The sequence below is a fragment of the Blautia sp. OM07-19 genome, assembly GCF_003481595.1.
Lineage (GTDB): Bacteria > Bacillota > Clostridia > Lachnospirales > Lachnospiraceae > Blautia_A > Blautia_A intestinihominis.
In genome coordinates this window covers 1-11,949 of sequence record NZ_QULA01000028.1, presented here as the reverse complement: position 1 = coordinate 11,949, position 11,949 = coordinate 1, and the positions used below count along the sequence as shown (strand labels likewise).

At 39.4% G+C, this 11,949-nt stretch carries 14 protein-coding genes; all 14 read right to left on the bottom strand.

Translation table 11 applies throughout. From position 1 onward, the window contains the following. Window positions 1-183: 183 nt before the first annotated feature. The 14 genes from DXC01_RS21085 to DXC01_RS15360 all read right to left on the bottom strand — a co-directional run bounded on the left by DXC01_RS21085 (window position 184) and on the right by DXC01_RS15360 (window position 11,884). On the bottom strand, window positions 184-354 hold the full coding sequence (locus tag DXC01_RS21085; protein WP_330422673.1) for a winged helix-turn-helix domain-containing protein: 171 nt from the start codon (window positions 352-354) through the stop codon (window positions 184-186). Next, a complete protein-coding gene (locus DXC01_RS21080) occupies window positions 355-597 on the bottom strand; it encodes a hypothetical protein (protein ID WP_330422669.1) in 243 nt (80 codons plus the stop codon). 144 nt (window positions 598-741) lie between these two features. Further along, the gene (locus tag DXC01_RS15420; RefSeq protein WP_330427686.1) at window positions 742-3,195 is read right to left on the bottom strand and encodes an ABC transporter permease; all 2,454 of its coding nucleotides are present in this window, start codon (window positions 3,193-3,195) and stop codon (window positions 742-744) included. After that, window positions 3,170-3,835 carry an ABC transporter ATP-binding protein gene (locus DXC01_RS15415; protein WP_118699247.1) on the bottom strand — a complete coding sequence of 222 codons (666 nt, stop codon included), beginning with the start codon at window positions 3,833-3,835 and terminating at the stop codon, window positions 3,170-3,172. Before DXC01_RS15415 ends, DXC01_RS15420 begins: the two co-directional genes overlap by 26 nt. A gap of 105 nt (window positions 3,836-3,940) precedes the next feature. Further along, window positions 3,941-4,972 (bottom strand): sensor histidine kinase, encoded by a 1,032-nt coding sequence (locus DXC01_RS15410; protein WP_118699246.1) that lies wholly within the window; start codon window positions 4,970-4,972, stop codon window positions 3,941-3,943. Further along, entirely contained in the window at window positions 4,969-5,661 is a 693-nt protein-coding gene (locus tag DXC01_RS15405) for a response regulator transcription factor (protein WP_118699245.1), read from the bottom strand. The genes DXC01_RS15410 and DXC01_RS15405 overlap by 4 nt, the downstream gene beginning before the upstream one ends. 346 nt (window positions 5,662-6,007) lie before the next feature. After that, entirely contained in the window at window positions 6,008-6,430 is a 423-nt protein-coding gene (locus tag DXC01_RS15400) for a DUF2000 domain-containing protein (RefSeq protein ID WP_118699244.1), read from the bottom strand. Then, window positions 6,414-7,328, bottom strand: a complete 915-nt coding sequence (locus DXC01_RS15395; RefSeq protein ID WP_118699243.1) for a DMT family transporter — start codon at window positions 7,326-7,328, stop codon at window positions 6,414-6,416. The genes DXC01_RS15400 and DXC01_RS15395 overlap by 17 nt, the downstream gene beginning before the upstream one ends. Further along, complete coding sequence (locus DXC01_RS15390; RefSeq protein ID WP_118699242.1) at window positions 7,318-8,163, bottom strand: helix-turn-helix domain-containing protein; 846 nt, start codon at window positions 8,161-8,163, stop codon at window positions 7,318-7,320. Before DXC01_RS15390 ends, DXC01_RS15395 begins: the two co-directional genes overlap by 11 nt. Window positions 8,164-8,273: 110 nt before the next feature. Then, on the bottom strand, window positions 8,274-8,564 hold the full coding sequence (locus tag DXC01_RS15385; RefSeq protein WP_118699241.1) for a hypothetical protein: 291 nt from the start codon (window positions 8,562-8,564) through the stop codon (window positions 8,274-8,276). Window positions 8,565-9,035: 471 nt separating this feature from the next. After that, entirely contained in the window at window positions 9,036-9,449 is a 414-nt protein-coding gene (locus DXC01_RS15375) for a winged helix-turn-helix domain-containing protein (RefSeq protein ID WP_330427685.1), read from the bottom strand. 75 nt (window positions 9,450-9,524) lie between these two features. Further along, on the bottom strand, window positions 9,525-10,424 hold the full coding sequence (locus DXC01_RS15370) for a sensor histidine kinase (protein ID WP_118699240.1): 900 nt from the start codon (window positions 10,422-10,424) through the stop codon (window positions 9,525-9,527). Between the two features lie 11 nt (window positions 10,425-10,435). Continuing rightward, complete coding sequence (locus DXC01_RS15365) at window positions 10,436-11,173, bottom strand: ABC transporter permease (RefSeq protein WP_118699239.1); 738 nt, start codon at window positions 11,171-11,173, stop codon at window positions 10,436-10,438. Between the two features lie 15 nt (window positions 11,174-11,188). Beyond that, a complete protein-coding gene (locus DXC01_RS15360; protein ID WP_118699238.1) occupies window positions 11,189-11,884 on the bottom strand; it encodes an ABC transporter permease subunit in 696 nt (231 codons plus the stop codon). Window positions 11,885-11,949: the final 65 nt, after the last annotated feature.

Here is an 11,949-nt window from a genome sequence, read left to right as displayed (position 1 = left end):
ATAAATTATGCACTCAACCTCAAGCATATTTTATTATTATAACTGTCTGAGTCACCAGCCTCAACTATACCACTACTTCTCAATACCTTTTTCCTCTGATTTTCTATGAAGTTAAATTTTTCATGTATCTTGAGAATATCTCCTGCGGAAAAAGCAAAAAATAAACAGTAATCTGGATTATTTTCACAGACCACTGCTTAAATTTTTATTAAAGCGATACCCAACTCCCCACACTGTCTGTATGTACATTGGTTTACTTGGATCATCTTCTATTTTCTCACGTAGGTTACGAATATGGCTCATGACAATGTTATGATTGCCAAAATAAGGTTCTTTCCAAACACGATTGTATATCTACTCCTTACTGAATACTATTCCGGCATTTTGTGCTAACAACAATAAGATTTCAAACTCTGTGTAAGTCAACTCAATCTCATTATCTTCCCGAACCACAATCCGCTTATATTCATCAATGCGAAGTCCATCAAATATCAGTTTTCGTTTATTGACAATCTGCTGTCGTAAGACTTCTGTTTCCTCATTCAAACATGATAAAATATTGTTGATAATATGTTCTTCGTTATCTTCAAAGGACAAAATCAGCAACTTCCCAAAAGCACCACCTTCCTTTATGCTTTCCTTTCTATGATTGTAAACACACTACACCACTTAATTCAAAGAAATCGGATAAAGTTGAAAATCAGCGAAGCAGCATTTATTAATTACTCCGCTGATTTACTGCTATTCTTCCCGTATGGCAGGCAAAATTTCCGCTTTCTTTAATTCAACTTTGGCATATGCTACAAAAATCAGATAAATACCTCCCATAACAGCAACAAGCGCTATGAGGAACAGCCACGGCAATTTCAACGAAATACAATGGTTTACTGCATCCAAGCGTTGACATGCTGCGATGCTGATAAGTCCTCCAAATGCAAGAGAAACCAACAGGGAGCCACCAAGGTAACTACCAATCTCTCGGTCTAACATTGATTTTAGCTGCTTCTGCGTTGCTCCAACGGCCTTCAGCAGGCCAAACTCTCGTTTCCTGTTCTGAAAATCAACCATAAGCATATTCATAAGACTGATACTTCCAAAGACAAACAGAATAGCAGAGGCCATATACAGAGCATTTATAGAGGCTCTATATTGATGCTGAATATTTTTTATCGTTTGATCAATCGTATTTACTTCTATTTTTCCATTTTCATCCGCAATCTCCTGAACTGCAGTCAAAACTTCGTCAAAATGTCCGTCTGAATTTTTGACTGCCAGAATACCCGTCTGCTCTGTTATTCCTGTCAGTTTCTCTGCTGTATCATAAGTCATCATGAAGTAGGGACTTCCGGGAACGACCGGGCTATTCTCCATCAAATCAGACCTGTTGTATGTGCCTACAACAACGGCTTCCACATTAAAGATACTGCCATCAAAAGATCTGCCCTCAATCTTCAAAGTATCGCCAACCTGTGCTATACCTTCTTCAACCAATATTCCATTTTTCTCAACCATATCGTCGTAATCTGCCGTTCCAGAGGATAGCACTGCCTGCTTTTCTTCCGTCTGCTCCCGGTTTAAGGTTGGAAAGAAATCTGAAATGCTCGTGATAGAACCACTTCCGCCCGAAAAAGTAACCGTCATATAAACGCTGTCGAATGCAGTGATTTTTTCTACCCCGTCTATCTTTTCTAATTCCTGCATCAGTGTCTGATCCTCAAGCGGATTTTCTTCCAGCTGCAATTTTGCACTTCCGTATGGCTCCGCTTCGTTATCAAAGGAACTACCCACTGTATTTTTTATTTGTATAAGAATGTTACCAGCTGGATAATATTTAAAGCTCGCCTGTTTTTCCGGATCAATAGAACCAGCAACCGTAGAAGTAACCAGTAAAAGAGCACCGCTCACTCCAAGCATTAGCAGTGTCAAAGCTGCCTTTTGCCTATTTCTTTGTATATTTAATTTTGCCAGATGAGACGGCGTAAGTTTCCGATGCAATTTCGGACTGTTTTTTGCCTTTCCGGCATACGTGAGATATTTCGCACCCTCTACCGGGGAAGTGTTCATTGCTACCCGGACAGGCTTAAAAATGGCAATATTCACTGTCATAAAGGCTACTGCGGCGATCAGTACAGCATAAATAACTGTTGTTTTCAGCTGAAATCCGTCAGGACAACCAATAAATCCAATCAGTGCGCCAATGACAAGACCTAGAGGAATACCCGTCAAGGCATATAACCGTCCCTCTTTTCCTGCCATCCGCTTAATCTGCCTTTTTGTCATGCCAAGTGTCCGCAGTTGCCCAAACATCTGAACATTTTTTACAATCTTTGTGTAAAAGACACCATAGACAATCGTTGCCGCCAGAATAGCCGTCAATGCCGCCAGTAATGGCACTGGAATCGGAATACCCGATGTGATCACCCCCGACATAACAGCAATATATTCTGTAAGCATTACCTGTTCCTCGACGATGCCTGTATTTTGTATTGCTTTGCTGGCAAAATCAAGAATCGCCGTGGAGCTTATGGCATCTGTATTCAGCCTTGTATATGCTGTAACCTGAAAAGAATCTTTTGCCAAATCTCGGGCAAGCTCTTTACTGACATAAATAAAATATCCGTTGCTTTCCTTTGTGTCGTCCAGAATACCAGAAAGCGTATATTCCGCTTTCTGCCCTGTGCCGGTCACGTCAAGGGAAATAACATCGCCAGGTTTATACGCTTTTCCTAAAAAGTCAATATAATTCTGCGGAAGCATAATCTCATTTTCTTTCTGCGGCACACTTCCCTGTAAAGTCTTTTCTTCCTGATGCAACAAGTAATCTTCATCTCCATAAGCAACCGTAATTGTTTTATCATCCACATAAAAAAAGCCAATAGCGGAATATTCTCCGATCCATGAAATATCTTTGTTTTGGCGCAGCAAAGCTGTCTGTTCATCCGTAACTCCCAAAATGCCAATCTGTGCTTTATTCCTCTGTGTGTTCTTAAATTCCTCTTGTGTTCCTGTTGATATTAGGATAATCGAAAAAACCATACAGACAGAGAGGGCGATTGTCAAAAGCAAAAAAGTCTTGCTTCTCTTATCCGCTTTCATACTCCTATCTGCCAATTTCTTTACAATGGCGCTTGTATCATTTTCAAAAGGCCAAGTCATAGCCGTCACCTCCTTACTCCATGATTTTTCCGTCCTCAATGCGGACAATTCGATCCGCAAGACGGGCAATGTCATTATTGTGGGTAATCATCACGACGGTTTGCCGGAACTTGGCACTGGTACGCTTGATAAGTCCAAGCACCTCAGCGCTGGTCTTGCTGTCAAGGTTGCCAGTCGGCTCGTCAGCCAGCACAATGGCCGGTTTGGTAATTAGGGCACGGGCAATCGCCACACGCTGTTGCTGACCGCCTGAAAGATTATTTGGCATATTTTTTAATTTATTTTCCAACCCCAGCAGGTGAATAATTTCATCCAAAAACTTCTGATCCACCGTGTCCCCGTCCAGCTCCACCGGCAGGACAATGTTCTCATATACATTCAGAATGGGAACAAGGTTATAATTCTGGAAGATAAAACCGATGTTGCGGCGTCTAAAAATGGTAAGCTGCTCGTCGTTCTTTTTGGCCAGTTCCTCGCCACGGACAACCACGGTTCCGCTGGTGGGAGTGTCCAGTCCTCCCATCATGTGAAGCAGAGTGGATTTTCCGCTGCCGGATGTTCCCACAACGGCCACAAACTCGCCGTCTTCTACGGAGAAGTTTACACCGTCCAATGCGCGGGTAATGTTTGGCTCTGTGCCGTAATACTTTTTCAGGTCAATGGTTTGTAAAACGCTCATATTCAAAACTCCTTTCAAGGCCTTCTGCCTGTTGATAAGGGTATTGTAAAGTCCAAATGTCCGCAAAATGTTACAGCTGTCAAAAAATTTCATTGAAACTGCATTCTATTTTATCGGCAGCATAATGGAAAATTCTGAACCCTTGCCCGGCTCTGAAACCACTTTGATATAGCCGCCCTGCTGCGTTACAATCTCCCGGGTCAGATACAAACCAATGCCCACGCCCTGCTGTTCATGTACTTCTTCTTCACGATAGAAGCGCCGGAAAATAGCCGCCTGATTGCTTTCGGAAATACCCTTTCCCGTGTCGGCTACTTTGATTTCCACATACATTTCCCACAGTACCACCGACACCGTAATTTTCCCACCTGCCAGAGTGTACTTCACCGCATTGTCCAGCAAATTAAAAAGAGCTTCGGACGTCCACTTGCTGTCATGGGAAATCGTCAAATTCTCCGGGCAGTCCACTGACACGGCAATTTTCTTTTTCTCTGCCGCATACACGATTCCACTCATAGCCTGTGCCACGGTGTCAAAAAGTCGGCCCGGTTTCTTGTCCAACTGAATTACACCTGTTTCCAGCCGTGAAGTTTTCACCAAAGCCTGAAAGAGAAAGTCCAGCTTATCCGTCTGGTTGCGAATTCCCCAGATAAAGTCCATACGCTCTGACTCAGGCATGGGTCTCTCCAGCAATGTATCCGTCGCCATTTTCAGATTGCTTACCGGTGTTTTCACCTGATGGGAAATATCTGATACAAGAGCCTGTAACTCCTGCCGTTCCTCGTCCACAAGACGGCGGTTTTTCTGCATAATCTGATAAAGCCTTGCAAGCCGGTGTCCAATCCTTGCAAGCTGGGTTTCGCTGTCCTCTGGGCGTTTTGGTGCTTCATTCCCAGCAATCATGTGGTCTAAGGTCTGGCACAGCTCAGCGGTAAACTGTGATAGCCGCTTTCCAAACGCCTGCGTCAATACGAACATTCCTACAAATGCACACAGCAGCAATGCCCCACCTGTCAGCAGAACTATCGTCTGTTTTGTCACAAGGAACATGGCTATGGTGATTCCGGACATGGAGAGGATAAGCCCCAGTGCCACCCACCCAAACATTTTCTTTACCGAGAGGTTCTTATACTTCATTTTATCTCACCTCCCGTCCATTGATATCCCATACCATACACGGTCTTGATATAGGGTGCTCCGCAATCGGATTCGATTTTGTTGCGAAGTCGGCTAATGGCGGTTGTCAAAGTATGTTCATCCACATATTTCTCATCTATATCCCACAGTTTTTCCAAAAGCTGTCCACGAGTCAGTACCTGCCGGGGATTTTTACGGAACAGGTTCAGCATTTTGTACTCCATTGGAGATAAAATCAGGGGATTTCCATTCAAAGAAGCCGTCTGCTCCGAAAAGTCCAGAAACAGCCGTCCATCGTTGTAAATATCTTTTGCCGGTCTATGGTGTTCCAGCATGGCGAACATGGCTTTAATTTTCCGCTGCAATGCCCCGATCACAAAGGGCTTTGTGATGTAGTCCACTGCGCCCATCTCATAGCCCCGTATCTGGTCGCTCTCCTGATCGTTGGCGGTCAGAAAAATCACAATGGTGTCCGGGTACTGAGGCTTGATTAACTTACACAGTTCAAACCCGTTACCGTCCGGCAGATTGATGTCCAGCAGCACTAAATCAAATTCCCGCTGGCGGATGGCATCGGCTGCGTTTCTGGTGTTTAGAACAGAAGTCACATCGTAGCCGTCTGCGGTCAGGTTATAGGTCAACATCTTATTTAAAAAACTGTCGTCCTCGACAATTAAAATCTGCTTCATATCCTCACTTCCTTCGCTTTTTTACAAATAGTATAACAGGAAAATGTCCGCAGAATGTTACATCTCCGTAGATTTAATGATTTTTTGCTGCCCTGCACATAATCCCTGCCGTACTCGGTGCTTCATACGCCCCGTCTGCTCTCAGACAGAGAAAGAAATCCTTTAACAGAGACAGCCGATAAAGGAAACACCGCCAGCTCGTAATTACTGACGGTGTTTTGTTTTAATAATTACATTCTTTTTTGATTTCATTCTCTATACGATGAAACGAAATGTATACTTTTATTCTCTGACTTCATCTATAATTCTTGACTGTTGACTGGCTCGGCTGGCTTTGCTATCCAAACTATCGCAGTAGTGGCATACTACCTGTTAATTTGTTTACTTTCTTTTTTGAACCGCAAATTGCGATTCCTAAATAGTTCAAATCAATTTCAGATACTTCTTTCATTTTCTCTATAAATTCATCATAGGTCTTACAGCCTTGTGCCAAATCGGAAAAATCAACTACTGTTAAATCGGAAAAATCTGGTTCATAAAGTCTTTCACGGATTGCCTTTATGCTTTCGGCATTACCTTTCAAAATAGGAACAGGAAATTCAATAATGCCTAAATGATCATTTCCTGTTTTGTCGGTAACATCTGCACCAACTACTTCCGGCATTTTCTTTCCTAATGTAATTCCCATAATTGCTGCCGTATTTGCTATAATCCCCAATGGCAAGTGTTCATCAATTACCATAACGCATTTTTCATTCTGTAAATCCATTACTTTCAACCTCTTTTCTTATATGCTTTTTTTCGGAAATAAGCAGCCCTGCTAATGTCAAAATAGTTCCAATCCCTGTTATCCATGTAAAGGGTTCGTGAATAATCAGAACCGAAGCTGCTACGGTTATAACAGGAACTAGATAAATGCAAATGCTCGTCTTAACTGCTCCTAATATTTTTACAGCAAAATTCCATGTGACAAAACAAAGTGCAGACGCTCCTAATCCCAAAAACAGAATGTTCAGCAGATAGGTCATGTTTGCGAACCGGCTCAAATCCAATTCGAAGTCAAACAGAAACAACGCCGGTATCATAAACAGGATGCCATAAAAGAACACTCGCCGGGTTGTCAAAATCGTATTGTAGCCAAAGCTGCTGATCTTCCTTGTGAGAATAGAATAGCACGCCCATAGAAACGCAGCCAGCAACGCTAATAAGTCACCGATAGGATTAAGCTGCAAGGAGGCACCATTAAAGCTGATTAACCCAATCCCCAGCATTGCAACAATAAATCCAATGAAGAAATTTGCCCGCAGCTTTTCGTCTTGCTTCAAAAATAAGTGAGACAGAATAGCTGTAAAAAAGGGGGCAACTGAAATAATCACGCCTACATTTGAAGCTATTGTATATGTAAGGGCGATATTTTCCAGCAAATAGTATAGGCACACTCCACATAACCCCGCTGCAACAAAAACACTCTCTTGCTTAATTGTCGTTCCTTTCAATCGGTGGGGATAGACAATCATCAAAGCCAACAATCCCATCAAAAATCGGAAAAACAGTATTTCTATCGGTTGAAAATCTACTAATAGTACTTTTGTGGAGATAAATGTTGTTCCCCAAATCAGAATAGTAACCAAAGCCGCCAAATGACCTTTCGCTGTACTATTCGCCATGTTGTTCACCTCCCGTCCCATCGCCTTTCAGAAATATTTCCCTGTAAACACCGGGAGCTAAACCAATAAAACGATTAAAGTAATTGGTGAAGTGGCTTTGGTCGGAAAATCCCGTCTGCAAAGCTGCTTCAATAGGAGCCACTCCTTGCTCTAACAATTTTTTTGCTGCTCCAATACGGATATTTTCCAAATAGCAATAAGGAGTGACTCCTTTTGATTTGGTGAAAGCCCGTAACAAGGTAGATTTGCTTAATCCAGCATGGCAACATATCTGGTCTAAATAAATGCGTTCTGTAAAGTGTTCCTCCATAAAAGCGCAGGCTTGTTCGATTTCTTCCCGACATTCGGGAATACACTCTTCAAAAGGCTGTCCGTATCGTTGAATAAGCAACGACAACATGAAAAGCAGACTTTCTTCTTTTCCAAATTCAAGCGAACCGTTCATTACAAGTTCATGGAGTGGTCGCAAATAGCAAGTGATTTCTTCATCACAAATTACATTTTGCGAAAATCCCGGCAGTTCCCGTTTCCCTGTGACTTCTTCTGCCAAATCCAGCATGACTTCTTTTGTGATATTAAATCCCCGGTAATCCAATGTACCGTCATCTGTCTGAATGCACGCATGGCTATCGCCCGGATTGAACAGAATGACATTGCCTTTGCCGATTGTGTATTCTTGGTTTCTGCACGATAAACAGCGTTCTCCTCCTTCTACAAAACCTATCACATAATATTCGTGGAAATGGTTGGGAAACGGCTGCACAACACCTTCAAAACAGTAGGCTTCCAAACGGAGTTCATCATCATAGACTACCGTCTTTATTTCTTTTCTCATGTGCTATTCCTCCTTGCCAACGCTCATTGTATCACTTGGATTTTCATAAGGCTTGTAAAATATCTTCAAAATTCGGAATTGTGGGGCTGCTATCTATCAAATTCTTGTTGTTACTTTATGGCATATGAGCATTCCTGTAAGGGATGTAGCAGTTCTTCCTGTTTGTTTAGCGGAACAGGGATCTCAGTAAACGTGATTTCTGAAGATGAGGCGGCTGGCGGCATCCGCATTTGCCCATACGCTTCTTTGCGGGACTTTTGGAGCCAGTAATAATAAGATTTTTCTTTGATACCATTGTCAGCGAGCCATTGCTTCACCGTCATATTTGCCGGCATTTGCTGACATTCATTTACGATATTCAACCAGTTGCTGCGTCTTACATCATGAATTGATTGATCCATGTTTCAGTCCTCCTCTAAAAAATTAGCTAGTTTTTTCGTGTTTTTTAGAGTACCTCATAAATGCACAATTCAGACTAGGCGAGTGGTTTGACATTTACATTAGTTCTTACAGTTTTGTAAGAACACAGAAAATTTTGTAAGAACACAGAAAAGCAACTGTCTTTTCCATATTCGGAAGCTACTGTGATGGCTGTACGATTTATGCATCAGTTTCCATGAATAATAACAACTGTATCGTCTGCGTTGAAGATAACGGTATAGGCGTTTCTGATGAACAAATAGAAAAACTCAATCTCACACCACATTATATGGTCTGCGATACAAACACTACCGAACAATGACATGGTTTAGGACTGCTGATTGTAAAGCAGATTATGGACGATCACAGTGAATATGATGGTTTCAAATCAGAACTTATCATCCCACGATAAAGTATATTTTGAAAATAATAAACAGCGATCTGGATTATTTTCACAGACCGCTGCTTAAATTTTTATTAAAGCGATACCCAACTCCCCATACTGTTTGTATGTAAATCGGTTTACTTGGGTTATCTTCTATTTTCCCACGCAAATTGCGGATATGACTCATGACAATGTTATGATCACCGAAGTAAGGCTCTTTCCAAACATGATTGTATATCTGCTCCTTACTGAATACTATTCCAGCATTTTGTGCTAATAACAATAAGATTTCAAATTCTGTATAGGTTAATTCAATCTCTTTATCTTCACGAACCACAATCCGCTTCGGTTCATCTATACAAAGTCCATTAAAGCAAATGTTTCCATTATAAGTCGCCCCATACTGTACAATTTTAGTTTCGCCATCTACATATGATAAAATGCGTTCTAACATATCTTCTTCATTATCGTTAACTGTCAAAATTAAAACTCTCCCAAATAACCACCTCTTTTCAGCATCTGTAATTAATATTTATATTGATGCACCTTCACCACTTCATAATTCAAGAATGATACTAAGTCTATTAGATTGAATTTTTGCAGCAATACTTCCTCCAAGAATTTCAACAAGTCCCTTAACTACCGCAAGTCCCAAGCCTGTACTTCCATCATGTCGTGATTTATCGCCAGTATAAAAACGGTCAAACAATCGATTACAATCAATTTCAAAATTATCATGTATTGGATTTTCAATAGTAAATATAATGCCACTATCTTCTTTCTGTAAAAGTGTTATTTTTATTATTCCAGCCGAATACTTAATTGCATTTGTCAATAAATTTTGTAAAATTCGTTCTAACATATTTCTATCAGAATATACGTATATCGAATAATCAGGGAGATTTATTTCTGGTAAAATATTCTTTTTTTCTAATGCCACCGCATTTTCTGTAATCAAATTTATCAGTAAATTTGATATATTAAACGTTTCCTTTTCGGGAACAGTTTGTTGTTCCTCTAAAATTGAAAGGTCATAGAATGTTTCTACTAATTCTTTCATTTTTTCAGCTTTACCTAAAATGGTTTTTATACGCTGTGCTTGACTGGATTCTAAATTTTCTTTTTGTAATAATTGTAAGTGTCCCAGAATGACTGTGAGTGGAGTGCGTAAATCATGTGATATATTGGCAACTGATTCTTTTAAATATTCTTCATTGCGTAATACGCTCGCAATAGCATGTCTCTGTCTAATATTATATTGATTAAGTATACCAGCCAACCTCTCTAAATCTTTATCAATTAGAGAAATGTCTAACATCTGTTCCGAATTTCCACAATTCAATTCTTTCACTTGATCCGCAAGGTTGCGGATTTGTTTTTTTAATTGAATATATCGAAATAGCAGTATTAAGAAAAATCCAGTTATGATAAGTAAAATCCATTCTATGTTAGACATTTTTCCTCCATCTATTTAAAATCACATTTACAAAATTTTATCCAAGAAAGTAATACTAGTATGCCAATCCATATAATTCCTACCAAAATAGCAATCGGCTGAAACAGCGGTGTCATGCTAACTGCAATTCTGATTTGATAAGTAGGCAAGAAACTAACTGGTAGTTTTAACATCATTCCATATCCAAGATACAGGCTAAGACCAAAAATAATAATTGCTGTAACTGAAGTTGCTTTTATAGAATCCTGTAAATAACAACAAACAAGTATAGCAATTAAGAATATCGCACTGTTTAACAGGCAAGAATAAAGAATTGCTTTTATTATATTGTAAAAAAACATTCCTCCATCTTCAATACCAAAACGTCCAAATTCTTTTATGCACCCTCCGACTGGATATACAAGTGCCATAACATTAAAAGCAATCAAATACGATATTATTTTACTTGTAAAAATCCGTTTTCTGGAATGTCCTGCACTGATCTCTAAATTTATTGTTCTCTTAGAAAATTCCTGTCCTAAAATCAAAGCAAGTATGCCCGATATGATAATAAGAAGAAATGTAGAATCATATACCATTCCATTAAAAATATCTGCTAGAGAAGACGCAATTTCTTCTGTCGATCCCATGACTTCTGTAACATAAGTATCCGCTGTAAAAAATCCCATAACAAAGATTCCAATCATGCTACACCAGTAGAGAGAATTATGTAATAACTGATATTTTTCCATTTTTAATAATTTATCCATTAAAATCGCCCCCAGCTATTTCAAATCTATATGTAAAAAAACATTACCTGCAACCATGTACAAAATGACATTCCATAAAAAATCCACAAGCAAGAAAAAATCTATCGAATAGAACTTTTGCAATGAAATCAATCGAAGTTGTCCCATTGGCAATATTTTTATAATAGTCTGTGCATATTCACTGTTCATGAAAAAAATCATAACAAAAAATAAAACCATTGAAATCGCCAGTGTTCTTCCCATATCCCGAAAAATGAAAGCAAGAAATATCGGTAATGTACACATTGTTATCATGGCAAGTAGCGTTACTAAAAGTATAGTATATCCGTTATCTCCCCAAATAAATTTTTCTTTCATGCAAAATTGACTAATAACTCCATGCATAAGCAATGGAAATATAAGAATGATAATACAACCTATTTGAGATACAATCACTTTTGCCCACAATATACAACTTCTTTTATGTCCGGCAGTAATATATGTATTTAAAGTTCTTCTACCTAAATCGCTTCCAATAAATAATGCTATAAATACAATAATTAGAAAATAGAGTAATGGAACATTGTATAAGGACGCCATAATTAAATTGGAAGATTTCCCCTTACTATCCAATAGTAATATAGTGCTTAAAAAGAGATTGAATATTCCAATTCCCCAAAAATACCAACTATGAAACAATTTATATAATTCAGTTTTTAGGAGATTTGACATCTTTCATTCCTCCCTATATAGTCAAGTCTTTTTTCCTTGAAAATCAAGGATTTTTTAGTGTTTCA

Coding starts and splice junctions, on each gene's coding strand:
- DXC01_RS15410 (WP_118699246.1), bottom strand. CDS start 4,972: ATGAAGTATAAGAACCTCTCGGTAAAGAAAATGTTTGGGTGGGTGGCA.
- DXC01_RS15365 (WP_118699239.1), bottom strand. CDS start 11,173: ATGGATAAATTATTAAAAATGGAAAAATATCAGTTATTACATAATTCT.
- DXC01_RS15385 (WP_118699241.1), bottom strand. CDS start 8,564: ATGGATCAATCAATTCATGATGTAAGACGCAGCAACTGGTTGAATATC.
- DXC01_RS15360 (WP_118699238.1), bottom strand. CDS start 11,884: ATGTCAAATCTCCTAAAAACTGAATTATATAAATTGTTTCATAGTTGG.
- DXC01_RS15415 (WP_118699247.1), bottom strand. CDS start 3,835: ATGAGCGTTTTACAAACCATTGACCTGAAAAAGTATTACGGCACAGAG.
- DXC01_RS15390 (WP_118699242.1), bottom strand. CDS start 8,163: ATGAGAAAAGAAATAAAGACGGTAGTCTATGATGATGAACTCCGTTTG.
- DXC01_RS15405 (WP_118699245.1), bottom strand. CDS start 5,661: ATGAAGCAGATTTTAATTGTCGAGGACGACAGTTTTTTAAATAAGATG.
- DXC01_RS15400 (WP_118699244.1), bottom strand. CDS start 6,430: ATGGATTTACAGAATGAAAAATGCGTTATGGTAATTGATGAACACTTG.
- DXC01_RS15395 (WP_118699243.1), bottom strand. CDS start 7,328: ATGGCGAATAGTACAGCGAAAGGTCATTTGGCGGCTTTGGTTACTATT.
- DXC01_RS15370 (WP_118699240.1), bottom strand. CDS start 10,424: ATGTCTAACATAGAATGGATTTTACTTATCATAACTGGATTTTTCTTA.